Raw genomic sequence first — 16,434 nt, forward strand, 5'->3', positions numbered from 1 at the left:
TATGTACCGGGTGGTCACCCCCCAAACGGCAGCCGAGCTGGATACCTACTACAGGCTGCGCCGGGAGAAATGGTTGCGTCAGTCCTTCCATCTGCCAGTCGGCGCACACTCAAGGATCGCTTTATGTACCGGGTAGTCACCCCAGAAACACCAGCGGAGCTGGATGCTTACTATCAGTTGCGCTGGGAACTACTGCGCAAACCCTTCAATCTGCCCCTTGGCTCCGAGCGTGACGAGTACGATACCGTCGCCATTCATCGGCTGATGCTCTCACCCGACGGAACGCCCATCGCCGTGGGTCGCCTCTTTGTGGGCGGCGATGAAGCCCAAATCCGCTTTATGGCGCTGCGACCCGAATTTCGCGGCCAGGGGCTGGGCGCCCGCATGGTGGAAGATCTCGAGCAGCTTGCCCGCGACGAGAAGGTAAAACGGCTGGTGATGAACGCCCGCCAGGAGGCGGTGGAGTTCTATCGCCGCTGCGGCTTCCTCGAGGTAGGGGAAGGCCCCGTCTCCTTCGGCCGCATCCCTCACCGCCAGATGATCAAGTCCCTGAGTCCCATGCAGACCATCCAGTACCGTCCGGAGTGGTGCCAGGATCTCACCACCCGCTGGTCGCGGGGCATTCCCATCAGCGAGAAGATGGGGGTGCACATCACCCACTACGATGGCCAGACCTTCCACCTCAAGGCCAACCTGGCGGCCAATCTCAACGTCCACGACACCATGTTCGCCGGCAGCATCTACAGCCAGTGCGTGCTGGCGGGCTGGGGTCTCATCTGGTTGCAGCTCAAGGAGGCAGGGCTGGGAGGGGATACCGTGCTGGCCGAGGGCAACATCAAGTATTACCGGCCGGTGAGCGAAGAGCCGGAGGCGCGGGTGGCCCGGGAGGGCATGCCCGCCGTGCTCGAGCCGCTGAGGGGCGGAGAATCCGCCAAGTTCAGCCTGCGGGTGCAGCTGTTCAGTGGCCGCAAGCTGGCGGTGGAGTTTGTCGGTCAGTATGTGGTACTGCCCATCAAGCGCGGCGCACGCTGATCCCTGATGTTCACAGCAACAAGGCCTCTTCGCGAGGCCTTGTTCGTTATTGGGCGGCCGGTGGCCGTGGGCGCCAGAGCGGGCCGCTTCGTCCCTGGGCGGGGTAGCGCACACCCGCCTCCCAGCCACAGGCGTCCTGTCCCGTGGGGAAACTCCAGCCCAGGTCGGGCGCATTGAGGGGGCCGCGCCAACGGGCGAGCAGCTCGGCGCAGCGCCCCTTGTTCAGGACCCCGAGGTCGAGCTGCCACTGGTCTGCGGCCAGGTCGACACCCCCTTGCAGTGCCAGCAGGTGGGTGATGGTGGAGGCACCGCCTTGCTCGATCCGCACCTTGCCCTGCTCCGCCCTGGCATCCAGCCTGATCTGATAGAAGGGGGTGTCTCCGCGTTGCATCGCCAGCCACAGCGTCTGCGGTGTCAGATCGGGGGGGGTCTGCTCCCTGAACCAGTCATCCAGCAGGGGGTCGATGCCGACCTTGTCCCAGAAGGGATCCTTGCTCTTCAGGCTCAGGCTGCCCTGAAGGGTCCGGCGCCAGTTGGCCGTCTGCTCGCCGGGCTGCCCGTTGAGGTCGGCCTGCAGATCTGCCGCCAGATCCACCTTGCCCGCGAAGGAGACGGGGGAGTGCAGCAACTTGCCCCACTGCTCCAGATCCAGCTGCTTGCCATGCAACTGCAGGCTGCTCTCCTGCCCGGGCGTCCTGCCCCACTGGCCGCTCAGGTTGAGGGAGCCCTCGTCGGGCAGGGAGGTGACGAGGGTGTTGAGTTGCCAGGAGCTGGGGGTCAGCTCGCCATCCAGGGTGCCGTTGCGGGCACTGAGACCGTCCCACACCAGCTCGAACCACTTGCTCTCGATGCGGGCACGTCCCAGCAGGGGGCCTGGCTGGTTGCCCCGCAGGGCGAGATCGTTCAGGTAGAGTTGCCAGCCGGTCAGGGAGAGGGGCAGGGTGTCGTCGAAAGAGAGTACCTTGAGCTTGTCGAAGGCCAGTTTGCGGATGTCGATCTGTTGCGGGCGCCAGCCCTGCCAATCCTGCCACCACCCCTGGGGCAAACTGATGTCCATGCCGCTCAGGGCCAGATCCTTCAGGACGAGCTTCTGCTGCTGGGTGTCGAGGGCCAGCTCGACGTTGAACTCCCCTTCGTATGCCTTGCCCCGCAGCTCGGCATCCAGCTGCCGGGGGGAGAAGGCGAGCTTGCCCTCGACGGCCTCAAGCTGGAACAGGCCGCGGCCCATGTCGCCCAGGGTGCCCGCCAGATAGCCGCTGGGCTGGCTGCCCGCCTGCCAGTCGAAGGCGGTGAGCTGGCCGTTGAAGTTGTTGAGGGAGAGCTCCTGATCGATGGCATTGATGCTCACCTGGGCAAACTGACCCCTGTCCAGGGTGATGCGGCGCAGGGGGAACTCGCCAGGGGGGATGTCACCAAGCTCGAGTCGCATGGCGCGGGCCTTGAGATCGTGCAGTTGCAGGCTGCGCTCTGGCCAGTTCAGCACCATGCCGGTCTCGAGCAGGCCGTCGAACAGGTTGGTGGTCAGTCTGTCGGTGCTGAGCACCTGCCCCTCCAGCCGCCCCTTGAGGCTGAGACGGGCCAGGGTGAACATGGGGGTCTCTAGCTGGTTGATGCCCAGGGTGAGGTTGGCCTGGGGCTGGCGTCTTGGGTCGATCAGTTCCCAGTCACTCAGGGACGCACTGAGGCCGCGCAGGGTCAGGGCCTCGCTCTGCAGGTTCAGGTTGTCGATGGTGCTGTCGCTGATGGTGAGGGAGTGAACCGGCAGGCTTGGCAACTGGTTGGGGAGCGGCAGCTTGATGACGGGACGGATGAGGTCCAGGTGGGCGATGCGCACATCCCGGTTCAACCAGTCGATGTGCTCGATCTCCAGATAGAGTTTTTCCAGCTGTACCGCATCCCCATAGCGCACCTGCTCCGCCAGCAGGGTGTAGGGGTGCAGCGGATTGAACACCAGCCGGCCTATGGTGACGGGCACCCCGGTCTGCTGGCTGAGCCAGTTGGCGATGGGGCCTTTGGCGCGCTCGGCATCGAACAGGCCGAGACCGACCCAGACAAAGAGCAGCAGGAAGGCGAGGGTGTAGAGCAGGCCGCGCAGCCAGGAATTCATCAGTGCTTTCCTCCTGTTTCTGTTGCTTGGTCAGGCATTCGAGTAGTGATCCCGTAGACCGAGCCAGCATCGTATCAAGGGTTCGACATGGCTCGGGTGTTTATCCATCAGGCAAGGTGACCCTCTTCTGCATCTGCCTTGGTCAAGCATTGGAGTAGTGGTCCCGCAGGCCCAGCCAGCGGCGGATCAGGGGCTCGACATGAGCCGGGTGTTTGTCCATCAGGCAAGGTGACCATCTTCTGCATCTGCCTTGGTCAAGCATTGGAGTAGTGGTCTCGCAGGCCCAGCCAGCGGCGGATCAGGGGCTCGACATGAGCCGGGTGTTTGTCCATCAGGAAGCGCGCCATCTTCTGCACCTGAGGGATGAGCGGCTGGTCGCGCACCAGATCGGCGATCTTGAGATCGGCCAGACCGGTCTGGCGGGTACCGAGCAGCTCGCCTGGGCCGCGCAGTTCCAGATCTCGCTGGGCGATGAGAAAGCCGTCATTGGTCTCCCGCAGTACCCCGAGGCGGCTCTGGGCGGTCTTGGACAAGGGGGCATGATAGAGCAGCACGCAGTGAGAGGCCACCGACCCCCGCCCGACCCGGCCGCGCAGCTGGTGCAACTGGGCCAGCCCCAGTCGCTCCGGGTTTTCGATGATCATCAGGCTGGCATTGGGCACATCCACCCCCACCTCGATGACGGTGGTGGCGACCAGCAGTTGCAGTATGCCCGCCTTGAACTCCTCCATCACCCGCTGTTTCTCGACGGGGCGCATCCGGCCGTGTACCAGGCCGATGTGCAGGCCGGGCAGCAGGGTTTGCAGCTCGGCGGCAGTGTCTTCGGCGGCCTGGCACTCCAGCACCTCCGACTCCTCGATCAGGGTGCAGACCCAGTAGGCCTGCTTGCCCTCCTCGCAGGCGAGCCTCACCCGCTCGATCACATCCTGGCGGCGACTGTCTGGCAGGGCGACCGTGGTAATGGGAGTGCGGCCCGGCGGCAGCTCGTCGATGATGGAGGTGTCGAGGTCCGCATAGGCGGTCATCGCCAAGGTGCGGGGGATGGGGGTGGCGGTCATGATGAGCTGGTGGGGATGCACCCCTTCCCGCTCCCCTTTTTCTCGCAGGGCGAGGCGCTGATGCACGCCGAACCTGTGCTGTTCATCGATGATGACCAAGGCGAGGCGCTGGAATACCACCTGCTCCTGGAAGATGGCGTGGGTGCCCACCACCATCTTGACGCTGCCGTCCGCGATGGCGGCCAGCGCCTCTTCCCGCGCCTTGCCCTTCTGCTTGCCCGCCAGCCAGCCGACCTTGATGCCGAGCGGCTCCAGCCACCTGGCGAAGTTGATGGCGTGCTGTTCCGCCAGCAGTTCGGTCGGCGCCATCAACCCCACCTGGCAGCCGTTGCCGATGGCCTGCAGGGCGGCCAGCGCCGCCACCAGGGTCTTGCCTGAGCCCACGTCCCCCTGTACCAGCCGCATCATGGGGTGGCTCTGTTGCAGATCCCGGCCGATCTCCGCCACCACCCGGCTCTGGGCGCCGGTGGGGGTGAACGGCAGGGCGCCGAGCAGCTGCCGGACCAGCTCGGGAGCGGGTTTGAGGGCACGGGCCAGCTGGGTCTGTGCCTGGGCGCGCACCTTCAAGACCGAGAGGTTGTGGGCCAGCAGCTCTTCCAGTACCAGCCGCTGCTGTGCCGGGTGCTGGCCGCTCTCGAGCAGGGCCAGCGCCACCGAGGGAGGCGGGCGGTGCAGCAGCTTCAGGGCGGCGGCCAGATCGATCTGCTGGGGATAGAGGCCGGCAGGCAGCAGCTCCTCGACCCCGTAGAGGTCGAGCTGGGCCAGGGCCTGATCCGTGAGGCTGCGCAGGGTGAGCTGGCGCAGCCCCTCTGTGGTGGGGTAGACGGGGGTGAGGGCCTCTTCGGTCTGGCCGGCCTGCTCCTCGCCGAGCAGCTTGTACTCGGGGTGGGCCATCTCCAGGCCGTACTTGCCGGGACGTGTCTCGCCGAAGCAGCGGATAAGGCGGCCCTGGGCCAGGCTGTTTTTCTGGGCAGCGGTGAAATTGAAGAAGCGCAGGGTCAGGCTGCCGGTGCCGTCGCTGATACGGCATACCAGCATGCGGCGGCGCCCCATCACCAGCTGGGTGTCCTGGATCTCGCCTTCGACGGCACCGTGCAGGCCGGGCGGCAGATCGCCGATGGGCCACACCTGGGTGCGGTCCTCGTAGCGCAGGGGGAGGTGGAACAGCAGGTCCTGTACCGTGGCCAGCCCCAGTCGCTCGAGTTTCTCCAGCATCTTGCTGCCGACACCCTTGAGGCTGTCGAGAGAGATTTTATCCAATTTCATCAATTAGATGCCCGAAAACACTGTAAATATGTCCAGATGATAGGGGTTGTTGCGGCCTCGATGCAAGCCGCGTTGTGCCGTTCCGGGCTGGTGGGCAAGGGAGCGGGGGGAGGGCCATCCATGAAAAAGGCCTGCCGGAAACGGCAGGCCTTTTCACTGACGGGGCGTCCTGGCGGTCAGATGATGCGCTTGAGCAGGAGGTGAGCCTTGACCCTGTGGATCCGGGCCAGCAGCTTGCGCACCTGATCCGGGTAATCCTTGATCTGCTCTATCTGGTCGAAGTGACTGATGCGGCGGGTGTGGGCCAGGATGTTCTCCCGCTCCGCACTGAACTGCTCGCGCAGGTGATGGTGCTGGTCGTGTACCAGCAGGCCGTTCTCCAGATCCAGCGCCCAGGCTCGGGGATTGAGGTTGTTGCCGGTGAGCAGGGCCCACTCCTCATCCACGAAGATCCCCTTGAGGTGATAGGAGTTCTTCTCGCAGCACCAGAGCATGAGGTTGAGCCGGCCGTTGTCGATGTGGTGCTGGTTGCGCTCGGCAAACTTGCGCAGGTTGGTCTCGTAGAGATAGGGCAGACCGCCGATGGTGGAGAACTTCTCCTCCGGGGGGATGAAGAAGTCGTTGGCGGTCTTGTCGCCCACGACGATGGTCACCTTGCAGCCGCGTTTGAGCAGCGCCTCCACGTCCTTGTTCAACTCCTTGGGGGGGTTGAAGTAGGGGGTGCAGATGAAGATCTCCCGCTCGGTAGCCCGCACCAGGTTGCGGATCATCCGGTTGAGCTGGTTGCCCCGCTTGCCCAGGCCCACCATGGGGGTCACGGCGATCTCCCGATCGTTGGGCTGGATGCTCTCGAAGCGGTACTGGCAGAGGCGTAGGCGCTGCTTGAAGCGGCGGATCGGTCCCTTGAGCTGCTTGGCGCCGGGGATGCCGGTGCGATCCAGCCGCTGGACGGCCTCGCTGCCGAGGAAGACGTCATCCACGTAGTTGACCATGCTGCGGGTCAGTGCCGGGCTGTGGATCTGGTGATAGCGATCGAAGCGGTAGCGCTCCTGCTGGTGCAGGTAGATGTCGTTGAGGCTGGCGCCGGAGTAAAGCAGGGTGTCGTCGAAGATGAAGCCCTTGAGGTGCAGCACCCCGAGCAGCTCGCGACCCTTGACCGGCACGCCGTAGATCTCGATCTGGTGTTGGTGGCTGGCGGCCATGGCCTGGTACATCAGGTGGTTGCCCCCCTGCTTGCCCTTGCCGATCAGGCCGCGCTGGGCGCGGTGGAAGTCGACGAACACCTTGATGTCGAGAGAGGGATTGCGCTGCTTGGCGGCATAGAGGGCGGAGAGGATCTCCCGTCCCGCCTCGTCATCCTGCAGATAGAGCGCGATCAGATAGATGCGCTGGGTCGCATGGGCGATGAGCGACAGGATCCGGCTCTTGAAGTCTTTGGCGCTGCTGAGTATCTGGAACTGATCCGCGGCAACCGCGATCTGGGGTAAGCGGGTCAGCAACTGTCGATAATGTGCCGATGAATGCATAGAGAAGCCTGAAATCACGGGATGAAGCGTTCCACTCGGGGCGAAGAATAGGCAATTCTAGCAATCTGTGGCGATGGGCCCAAGCAAGAATCCGTAAAAAGTCGGTGCAATATCACATCGGGGCCGACGGATGCGGCCCCGATGTGTTTTCGTCAGAGGATGGCGCTGGCCGTGGCCACGATGAGGAAGGCGATGGTGCCGAGCAGGGTCTCCATCACGGTCCAGGTCTTGAGGGTGGTCTTCTCGTCCATGTTGAGGAAGCGGCTGACCAGCCAGAAGCCGGAGTCATTGAAGTGGGAGAGCACGGTGGCGCCCCCGGCGATGGCGATGACGATGAAGGTCAGGTCCAGCTCGCTCAGGCCGGTGGTGGCGGCCACGGTCGGCGCCATCAGGGCGGCGGTGGTGGTCAGGGCCACGGTGGCGGAACCCTGGGCGACCCGCAGCGCGGCGGACACCAGGAAGGCCGCGAGGATCACCGGCATGCCGGTATCGGAGAGCACGTCGGCCAGCGCGGTGCCGATGCCGCTCGCCCGCAATACGCCGCCGAACATGCCGCCGGCACCGGTGACCAGGATGACGGCGCAGACCGGGGCCAGGGCGTCGTTGCAGAACTTCTCGAGCTGCACCTTGCCCTGGCTCTGGCGGAACATCCAGAGGGCGTACAGCACAGTGATGAGCAGGGCGACCGGGGTCTTGCCGACCATGCGCAGCACGTTGACCCAGTCCGCACCCTTGTCGATGACGCCCATGACGCTCAGGGTATTGAGGCCGGTATCCATGAAGATGAGCACCAGCGGCAGCAGCAGGATGGAGATCACCTGGCCGAAGCTCGGCGCCTTGTCGGAGAGCTGCTCGGCACTGGCAGTGAAGCTCGGGGGCAGGGGCAGCTCAAACTTCTTGCCGGACCAGAGCCCGAACAGGTAGGCACCCAGATACCAGGTGGGCAGCGCGACCAGCAGGCCCACGATGGTGAGCAGACCGATGTTGGCACCCAGCAGCTCGCTGGCGGCCACCGGGCCCGGGTGGGGCGGCAGGAAGGCGTGCATCACCGCGAAGGCGCCGGCGGAGGGCAGGGCATACTTGAGGACGGAGCCGCCGAACTGCTTCGCCACGCTGAAGATGATGGGCAGCATGACGATGAGACCGGCGTCGAAGAAGATCGGGAAGCCGAACAGCAGGGAGGCCACACCCAGCGCGAAGGGGGCGCGGTGGGAGCCGAAGCGGTTGATCAGGGTATCGGCCAGTACCTTGGCGCCCCCCGTCATCTCCAGGATCCGGCCTATCATGGCGCCGAGGCCGACCAGCAGCGCGACCGAGGCCAGGGTGCCGCCGAAACCGGTCAGCATGGTGGGGATCACCTGGTCATAGGTGACCCCGGTGGCCAGGGCCGTCAGCATGCTGACCAGGGTCAATGCCACGAAGGCATGTACCTTGAATCGCATGATCAGCACCAGCAACATGACAATGGCTCCGCCCGCTACCGAGAGCAGATAGGCGACATCGGGTGTGTTCATTGCTCCGTCCATAAAATTGTCCTCAAATGGTTCTAGTTGTTGTTCTGCACATTTCTGTGCTGCACTTCACATTGCGAAACGTTACCGGTAACATGTTACCGGTAACGTGGTAGCTTAGAACCCATCAGGCGAACGTTTTTTGAAAAGTGAGAGAGAGGTCAAATAATGGCGGGCAAGTGCATTATCGTGATGGGTGTGTGTGGCAGCGGCAAGTCCAGCATCGGCCTCAAGGTGGCCAATGCCCTGGGGGCCAAGTTCATCGACGGCGATGATCTGCACCCTCGCGCGAACATCCAGAAGATGGCGGCGGGCAACCCGCTCAACGACGAAGACAGGGCCCCCTGGCTGGAGCGGATCCGCGATGCGGCCTACAGCCTGGAGCGCAAGAACGAGCTCGGCGTCATCGTCTGCTCGGCCCTCAAGAAGCAGTACCGCGACCAGATCCGCGAGGGCAACGACTCGGTGAGTTTCCTGTTTCTGGATGGCAGCCAGTCCCTCATTCTCGAACGGATGCGGGCACGGCAGGGCCACTTCATGCGCGAAGCCATGGTACAAAGCCAGTTTGATACCCTGGAGCGACCGGATGACGAGCCCGGCGTGTTTCGCATCGATATCGACGGGACCTTCGAACAGGTGGTCGACCGTGCCGTCACCGCGCTGACGCAGGCGCAATGAGCCATGTCGCGCGCCCGGCTGCGGCCGACCGCGCCCGTATATAAAGTTGGAGAGAAAGCTATGACCCATCCCGTGATCACCCAGGTGACCAACCGCATCCGCGAGCGCAGCACCGCCCGCCGTGCCCGCTTCCTGGCCCGCATCCAGCGCCAGGCCGATCAGGGCAAGACCCGCGCCTCCCTCTCCTGCGGCAACCTGGCCCACGCCGTGGCCGCCTCGAGCTGTGACGAGAAGGGGCGGATCCTCGACATGACCCGCGCCAACGTGGCCATCGTCACCGCCTACAACGACATGCTGAGTGCCCATCAGCCCTATCAGGGCTACCCGGACATCATCAAGGGCGCCCTGGCGGAGCTCGGCCACAGCGCCCAGGTTGCCGGCGGCGTGCCCGCCATGTGCGACGGCGTGACCCAGGGTCAGCCGGGGATGGACATGTCCCTCTTCTCCCGGGATCTCATCGCCCAGGCCACCGCGGTCTCCCTCTCCCACAACACCTTCGACGCCACCCTGCTGCTCGGTATCTGCGACAAGATTGCCCCGGGCCAGATCATGGGGGCGCTTTCCCACGCCCACCTGCCCACCGCCTTCGTGCCTGCCGGCCCCATGGCGAGCGGCATCAGCAACGACGAGAAGGTAAAGGTGCGCCAGCAGTACGCTGCCGGTGAAGTGGGCCGCGACGCCCTGCTCAAGATGGAGTGCGGCGCCTACCACGCGGCGGGCACCTGCACCTTCTACGGCACCGCCAACACCAACCAGCTGGTGTTCGAAGCCATGGGCCTGATGCTGCCGGGCTCCGCCTTCGTGCATCCGCACAGCGAGCTGCGCCACGCCCTCACCGAGGAAGCGGCCCGCCGCATCAGCGCCATGATCCCGGGCTCCCCGGCCTATCGTCCCCTGAGTGCGGTGATCGACGAGCGCGCTCTGGTCAACGGCCTGGTGGCCCTGCTTGCCTCCGGCGGCAGCACCAACCACAGCATCCACATGGTGGCGCTGGCCCGCGCCGCCGGGCTGGAGCTGACCTGGGACGACCTGAGCGATCTCTCCGACGTGGTGCCGCTCCTGGTGCGCATGTACCCGAACGGCCCGGCGGACGTCAACGCCTTCGAACAGGCGGGGGGCGTGCCCGGCCTGATGCGTCGTCTGGCCGAAGAGGGGCTGATCCACATGGATGCCACCCCGGTCTTCGGCGAGATGCAGGACTACCTCAGCCGTCCGGCACTGGTGGATGGCAAGCTGGTGTGGCAACCGGTGGGCGAGAGCGCGGATCCGAGCGTGCTCTCTCCCTCTGGCAGCGAGTTCCAGGCCACCGGCGGCACCAAGCTGCTGGCGGGCAACCTGGGCCGCGCCGTGGTCAAGGTTTCCGCCGTCGCGCCCGAGTATCGGGTCATCGAGGCCCCGGCCCGGGTCTTCTCCTCCCAGCATGCGGTGGAGGCGGCCTACAAGGCCGGTGAGTTGAACCAGGACGCCGTCATCGTGGTGCGCCACAACGGCCCGGCCGCCAACGGCATGCCGGAGCTGCACAAGCTGATGCCGGTGCTTGGCAACCTGCAGAAGGCGGGTCACAAGGTGGCCCTGGTCACCGACGGCCGTCTCTCCGGCGCCTCCGGCAAGATCCCGGCCGCCATCCACGTCACCCCGGAAGCCCTGCACGGCGGGGCCATCGGCCTGCTCGCCGATGGCGACCTGCTGCGGGTGGATGCCGAGTCCGGCAGCCTCGACTGCCTGACCGATTTGAGTGGCCGTACCCAGGCCGAGATCGACCTCACCCTGGAACAAGAGGGGTGGGGCCGTGAACTGTTCAGCGTGATGCGTCGCGCGGTATCGAGCGCCGAGTGCGGCGCCACCATCTTTGACTAAGGAAGAGCTATGCAGAACTGGAAAGTGACCCCTGCCGAGGTGTTTGCCGCCTCCCCCCTGGTACCCGTGATGGTCATCAACGACCTGGAGCAGGCCCTGCCGATGGCCAAGGCGCTGCTGGACGGCGGCATCTCGGTGTTCGAGATCACCCTGCGCACCCCGGTGGCGCTGGACGCCATAGCCCTCATCGCCAAGGCGATGCCGGATGCCATGGTCGGTGCCGGTACCGTGCTCAACTGCGCGCAGTTTGATGCCGCCGTCGCTGCCGGTGCCCGCTTCGTCATCTCCCCGGGCATGACCCCGGCCCTGCTGGCCCACGCGGCCAAGAGCACGGCGCCGCTGATCCCGGGGGTGGCCACCCCGTCCGAGGTGATGCAGGCGCTGGAAGCGGGCTACGACCACCTCAAATTCTTCCCGGCCGAGGCGAATGGCGGCACCAAGGCACTCTCCGCCATCGCGGCGCCCCTGCCCCAGGTGAAATTCTGCCCCACCGGCGGCATCGGCCCGAAAAACGTGGCCGACTACCTGGCGCTGAAATGTGTGGCCACCGTCGGCGGCTCCTGGATGCTGCCGGCAGACGCCGTCAAGAGCGGCAACTGGGAGGAGGTGACCCGCCTCTCCCGGGAAGCGGTTGAATTGGTTAAACGCTAAGCAAATATCGTTTAGAAAAATTAAACAGGCCACCCCCGGGTGGCCTGCTGTTTTTCCGCCCCCGGAGGGGGGAGGCCGTTTGCTTCCGGCCTCGCCCTTGCTTAAGGTCGGGGGCCGCCCCTCTCCCCTGGAGCCTTCATGTCCTGTCTGCATCCATCCTACCCGCAAGGGCACTTCACCGCGCTGCACTGCCACCCCCATGCCCAATACTGCTATCTGCACGACGGGGGCGGCATCATCACGGGGCGAGGGGAGGGAGAACTGCTGGTGGCGGGCCAGATCTGCTTTATTCCGGCGGGGTGGGAGCACGAGTTTCGCGTGCTGCGCCGCTCCCGGCTCTCCCTCCTCTATGTGCCGACGTCGGCCCGCACCGCCTTCGGCCCCTTGCAGGCCAGCCCGCTGCTGGCGGGCCTCTTCGCCCGCCTGCCCGAGCTGGCCGAGGAGGAGGTGAAGGGGGCCTATCTGACGGTGCTTGGCCAGGAGCTGGAGCGCGCCGATCCGCTCGCGGCGCGCATTCCCCTCGCCGGGGCGCTGGACCCGCGCCTGCTGCGGGTGCTGGACAGGGTGTGCCAGGCACCCGCCATCCATCTGACGCTGACGGCGCTGGCGGCAGATTGTGGCGCCTCGGTGCGCACCCTCAACCGGCTCTTCCTCCAGCAGCTGGGGTGCAGCTTTCGCCAGTGGCGGGAGCAGGTGGTGCTGGGACGGGCGCGCCAGTTGCAGCACCGGGGGCTCACGCTGGCCCAGATCGCCGATCGGCTCGGCTACGAAGATCCCGGCGCCTTGTCCCGCGCCCTCCAGCGCCTTGCCCGACGCGAACCGGCGGCCTGAGGGTCCGTCGTCTTCCTTCCTGCCTGCCCGCCATGGCGGTGTCTGCGGGTTGCCGGCAGTCAGCGCCGCGAGCCGATATCTGCATCCTCCTTGCTGCCTGCCAGCAGACAGGTCACCTCGTCGGTGTGGCAGATCCGATCGCCGCGAAAGGTGAAGAGGCCGCTTACCTTGCAGACCAGGGTGCCGCCGTCCTGGCGGGTGGCCCGCACCACATGGGTCGAGTGCACCCGCTCCCCCTGCGCCAGGGTGGCGACAAACTCGATGCTCGCCCCGGCCAGATGGCGGCGCAGTGTGGCGATGTGCTGGTGAAACGCCGGGTAGTCGAGCCGCTCGCCGTTCACCTCCTGGCAGTAGTCGGGGGTGAACCAGTCGTCGAGCTCCGCCAGGGGGAAGGCGGGATCGCAGATGACGCGCTGCAGGCAGGCTTTCAATCGGTCGGTGTGGTGCATGGTCTGCTCCTGACAGGGGGGATGGAGGAGCCAGCATAGGCCAGGGGACGGCGAGGGGAGAGGGGAGAAGGCGCCATCATGGCGGTCGAACGCGCCATGATGGCCGGGGATCAGCCGAGGCTTTCCCCCTCATAGAGGGAGAAGCCGATGTCCTTGCACCTGGTCGCCAGCGGCTGGCCGCCGAGGCGGGCCAGCAGCATGATGGCGGCTTCGCGACCTATGGTCTCGCGGGGGGTGACGATGCTGGCGAGCTTGGGGGTCATGGCGTGGCCGATGTCGAGGGCGTTGCTGCCGGCGATGGCCACCTGCTGGGGCACCGGGATCCACCTGGCCTGGCATTGCAGCAGGGCCCCCACCGCCAGGTCGTCGTTGGTGCAGAACAGGCCGTCGAGATCGGGGAAGCGCGCCATGGCCTGGGCCAGCAGCTCTCCCCCCAGGGTGAAGCTGGAGGATTGCTCCGTCAGCAGGTGCTGGCCGGTCAGACCGAAATCGGCCATCGCCTGGTAGTAGCCTTCCATTCGCAGCTGGGTGCGCACGTCGAGCCGGGCACCGAGGTAGATCACCTTGCGCCGTCCCCGGCGCAGCATCTCTGTTACCATGGCCCGGGCGGCGGCCCGATGATCCATGCCCACCACCATGTCGATGGGGGAGAGGGGCAGATCCATGGTCTCCACCACCGGGATGCCGGCGGTGGCGATCATCTTGCGGGTGCGCTCGGTGTGCTGGGTGTCCGAGAGGATGAGCCCGTCCACGTTGTAGGAGAGGAGGGAGGCGACCTGCTCCTCCTCCCGCTCCGGGCTGTAGCCGTAGTGGGCGAGCAGGGTCTGGTAGCCGGCGGGCCGGGTCACCGCCTCGATGCCGTGGATCACCGCCGAGAAGACCTGATTGGAGAGGGAGGGGATCAGGATGCCGATCGCCTTGCTGGTGGCGTTCGACAGCATGTCCGGCGCCCGGTTCGGGATGTAGCCGAGCTCCTCCACCGCGGCGGCGATGCGCTCGCGGGTCCCTTCGGCCACGGCGGACGGGTCGCGCAGGTAGCGGCTGACGGTCATCTTGGTGACACCGGTCAGGTCGGCAATGTCCTGCAGGGTAGGGCGGCGCTTGCGGGTGTCGTTCATCTGGGGATCCGGCAAAAAATGTTACACGTAACATTACCGTTTTTGCACGGTAATGTCAGCATATGACGCCATCAACAGGGGGCAGGGGATGATCAAGGGCAGGTGCTTCGAGGGGGTCCACTTCGAGCAGCAGGAGGTGGAGGGGGAGCAGTTCCAGGGGTGCCGCTTCATCGGCTGTCACTTCTCCTGGCTCGATCTCGGGGAGAGCCGCTTCGTCGACTGCAGCTTCTATGACAGGGAACGGGAGCTGGGATGCCTGTTTCAGGGCTGCGATCTGCGGGAGGCGAGCTTCCTGCGCTGCGATCTCACCCTGGCGGACTTCGGCCGCAGCCAGTGTCTTGGGCTGGAGATGCGCGACTGCCAGGCCATGGGGATCAACTTCGCCCATGCCAGCTTCGCCAACCGGATCACTGCCAAAAGCTATTTCTGCGAGGCCCACCTCACCGGCAACAACTTCAGCTACGCCAACTTCGAAAGCTGTCTGCTGGAGCGGTGCGAGCTTGCCGGCAACCGCTGGCACGGGGCCAACCTGCTTGGCGCCTCCCTGGCGGGCTCGGATCTCAGCGGCTCCGAGTTCGGGCAAATCGACTGGACCAGCTTCAACCTGCAAGGCTGCGATCTGCGCCAGTGCGATCTGCCCGGTCTGGATCTGCGCCGGGTCAACCTCGCCGGGGTGCAGATCAATGAAGATCAGCAGCAGGGGCTGCTGGAGCAGATCGGGCTGGTGGTCTTCCCCTGAGCGGGGTGGAAAAGAGGTAAGTTTTCATCATCGGGGCGGGCGGTGTTGTGCCCCCCCTGGCAAGCAAAAGTCTGCGCGATGCAGACTTTTTGTCAGGTGAAGTGGTAAACGACGCGGTGTTGCTGTCTTTTGCTCCATGCCCCCCTCGCGGGAGAAGGGCTGGGGATGAGGTAGCGGACTCCACTCGGGCACCGCCAAGGCGGGCTTAGCGTCTGGCCAGCCACTTGGTCGGGTTGATGGCCTCGCCCTGATAGCGGATCTCGAAGTAGAGGCCGGAGCGCTCCTGTCCGCCGCTGTCGCCGACCAGGGCCACGGGCTCACCCTGCTCCACCTTTTGTCCCACCTGGCGCAGCAGCGACTGGTTGTGGCCGTAGAGGCTCATGTAGCCCTTGCCGTGGTCGATGACCAGCAGCATGCCGAAGCCGTCGAGCCAGTCGGCGTAGACCACCTGTCCCGGTGCCACCGCCTTGACCTGGGTCCCTTCGCTGGCGCCGATCAGGGTGCCCTTCCACTTCAGCTCGGCGGTACGTGGCGAGCCGTAGGAGATGAGGATGGGGCCCTGCACCGGCCAGCGCAGGTTGCCACCCGTGCTCAGACCGCCGTAGCCGTTGCTGCTTGCCTTGGCGCTGTTGCGGGCGGCTGCTTGCTGCTGCGCCACCTTGGCCTGCTGTTCGGCGACGCGTTGCTGCTGGGCCGCCAGCCGCTGCTGTTCGCCGACCTGGCGCTGCTGGGCCGCGATCCGCTGCTGCTCCTCGATGCGCTTCTGCTCGGCTGCCAGGCGCTGGGCCTCCAGACGGCGCTGGCGCTCCTGCTCGGCCTTGATCTTGGCAAGGCGCTCCCGCTCGGCCCGTTCGCGGCGTTCCTTTTCTTCCTGCTGACGACGCAGCTCTTCCAGCCGCGCCTTGAGCGCCTTCTCCGCCTTGACCAGTTTGTCGAGCTTTTGCTCGTCGGCCTGCACCGATTGCTGCAACTGGTTGCGCACCTTGGCACGGCTCTGCTGGCTGGCCAGCAGGCTCTGGTGATGTTCCTGCTGCTCGCCGAGCAGGGTCTGGAGGCGGTTCTCGGTCTCCCTGGTGGCCTGCTGGTTCTTGGCCAGCTTGTCACGGGTGGCGCGCAGGGCTTCAATGGCCTCGATACGGGCCTTGTTGAGGTAGTCGAAATAGTCGAGGGCGCGGCTCAGCTTGGCCGGATCCTGCTGGTTGAGCAGCAGTTTGAGGTAATCGTGGTTGCCCGCCTGGAAGGCGCTTTCCGCCTGCTTGGCCAGCAACTGCTTCTGGTGTTTGGCTTGTTGCTCCAGTGCCAGCTTGTCCTGCTGCAGGGACGCCAGCTTCTGCTGGTTCTGCCGGAGTTGCTGTCTGGTCTGCTCGAGTTTGGCGGCGGCAGCCGAAATGGCCTGCTCGTCAGCCTTGAGCTGGGTGTTGAGCTTGGCAAGCTCCTGCTTGCTGAGCTTGAGGGTCTGTTGCTGTTCCTTGATCTGGGACTGCATGGCCCCCAGCTGCTGGTTCGCAGCCTGGGCTGTGCCGGTACCGCCGATCAGGCAAAAAAACAGCGCGCCGGCCAACAGGCCGACGCGACTGGTTTTCTGTGAAATAATTTCGCATCCCCGCATGG

13 protein-coding genes are annotated in these 16,434 nt (G+C 65.4%); 6 read left to right on the top strand and 7 right to left on the bottom strand.

The window, feature by feature from the left end; genetic code table 11:
- Positions 1 to 123: 123 nt before the first annotated feature.
- A complete protein-coding gene (locus ACVDHI_RS16600; protein WP_010672532.1) occupies positions 124 to 1,032 on the top strand; it encodes a bifunctional GNAT family N-acetyltransferase/hotdog fold thioesterase in 909 nt (302 codons plus the stop codon).
- Positions 1,033 to 1,078: 46 nt separating this feature from the next.
- On the opposite strand, the gene ACVDHI_RS16605 is transcribed toward ACVDHI_RS16600, so the two are convergent.
- The 4 genes from ACVDHI_RS16605 to ACVDHI_RS16620 form a co-directional block, all read right to left on the bottom strand.
- The gene (locus ACVDHI_RS16605) at positions 1,079 to 3,139 is read right to left on the bottom strand and encodes a membrane assembly protein AsmA (protein WP_447212298.1); all 2,061 of its coding nucleotides are present in this window, start codon (positions 3,137 to 3,139) and stop codon (positions 1,079 to 1,081) included.
- Positions 3,140 to 3,393: 254 nt separating this feature from the next.
- Complete coding sequence (gene recG, locus ACVDHI_RS16610; protein ID WP_048209245.1) at positions 3,394 to 5,463, bottom strand: ATP-dependent DNA helicase RecG; 2,070 nt, start codon at positions 5,461 to 5,463, stop codon at positions 3,394 to 3,396.
- 176 nt (positions 5,464 to 5,639) lie between these two features.
- Positions 5,640 to 6,989 (bottom strand): CDP-diacylglycerol--serine O-phosphatidyltransferase, encoded by a 1,350-nt coding sequence (pssA, locus tag ACVDHI_RS16615; RefSeq protein ID WP_041212167.1) that lies wholly within the window; start codon positions 6,987 to 6,989, stop codon positions 5,640 to 5,642.
- A 152-nt stretch (positions 6,990 to 7,141) separates the two neighbouring features.
- Positions 7,142 to 8,503 carry a GntP family permease gene (locus tag ACVDHI_RS16620; RefSeq protein WP_223918078.1) on the bottom strand — a complete coding sequence of 454 codons (1,362 nt, stop codon included), beginning with the start codon at positions 8,501 to 8,503 and terminating at the stop codon, positions 7,142 to 7,144.
- 165 nt (positions 8,504 to 8,668) lie between these two features.
- Here ACVDHI_RS16620 and ACVDHI_RS16625 point away from each other — a divergent pair, with 165 nt between their 5' ends.
- The 4 genes from ACVDHI_RS16625 (at position 8,669) to ACVDHI_RS16640 (ending at position 12,517) form a co-directional block, all read left to right on the top strand.
- Positions 8,669 to 9,178 (top strand): gluconokinase, encoded by a 510-nt coding sequence (locus ACVDHI_RS16625; RefSeq protein ID WP_041214083.1) that lies wholly within the window; start codon positions 8,669 to 8,671, stop codon positions 9,176 to 9,178.
- Positions 9,179 to 9,238: 60 nt separating this feature from the next.
- The gene (gene edd / locus ACVDHI_RS16630) at positions 9,239 to 11,035 is read left to right on the top strand and encodes a phosphogluconate dehydratase (RefSeq protein ID WP_319893514.1); all 1,797 of its coding nucleotides are present in this window, start codon (positions 9,239 to 9,241) and stop codon (positions 11,033 to 11,035) included.
- Between the two features lie 9 nt (positions 11,036 to 11,044).
- The gene (locus tag ACVDHI_RS16635) at positions 11,045 to 11,686 is read left to right on the top strand and encodes a bifunctional 4-hydroxy-2-oxoglutarate aldolase/2-dehydro-3-deoxy-phosphogluconate aldolase (protein WP_039039502.1); all 642 of its coding nucleotides are present in this window, start codon (positions 11,045 to 11,047) and stop codon (positions 11,684 to 11,686) included.
- Positions 11,687 to 11,824: 138 nt separating this feature from the next.
- Positions 11,825 to 12,517 (top strand): helix-turn-helix domain-containing protein, encoded by a 693-nt coding sequence (locus ACVDHI_RS16640; RefSeq protein WP_139736782.1) that lies wholly within the window; start codon positions 11,825 to 11,827, stop codon positions 12,515 to 12,517.
- A gap of 59 nt (positions 12,518 to 12,576) precedes the next feature.
- Here the strand turns inward: ACVDHI_RS16640 and ACVDHI_RS16645 are convergent, their stop codons facing one another.
- Positions 12,577 to 12,966: a nuclear transport factor 2 family protein gene (locus ACVDHI_RS16645; protein ID WP_219596276.1), complete on the bottom strand. Its 390-nt coding sequence runs from the start codon at positions 12,964 to 12,966 to the stop codon at positions 12,577 to 12,579.
- 110 nt (positions 12,967 to 13,076) lie between these two features.
- Positions 13,077 to 14,084, bottom strand: a complete 1,008-nt coding sequence (locus tag ACVDHI_RS16650) for a substrate-binding domain-containing protein (protein ID WP_039039499.1) — start codon at positions 14,082 to 14,084, stop codon at positions 13,077 to 13,079.
- An 88-nt stretch (positions 14,085 to 14,172) separates the two neighbouring features.
- Between ACVDHI_RS16650 and ACVDHI_RS16655 the strand changes: the two genes are divergently transcribed.
- A complete protein-coding gene (locus ACVDHI_RS16655) occupies positions 14,173 to 14,823 on the top strand; it encodes a Qnr family pentapeptide repeat protein (protein ID WP_161646876.1) in 651 nt (216 codons plus the stop codon).
- A gap of 205 nt (positions 14,824 to 15,028) precedes the next feature.
- On the opposite strand, the gene ACVDHI_RS16660 is transcribed toward ACVDHI_RS16655, so the two are convergent.
- Positions 15,029 to 16,432: a peptidoglycan DD-metalloendopeptidase family protein gene (locus ACVDHI_RS16660; RefSeq protein ID WP_039039497.1), complete on the bottom strand. Its 1,404-nt coding sequence runs from the start codon at positions 16,430 to 16,432 to the stop codon at positions 15,029 to 15,031.
- Between the last annotated feature and the right edge of the window lie 2 nt (positions 16,433 to 16,434).

The organism is Aeromonas sp. 25-248 (assembly GCF_053005425.1).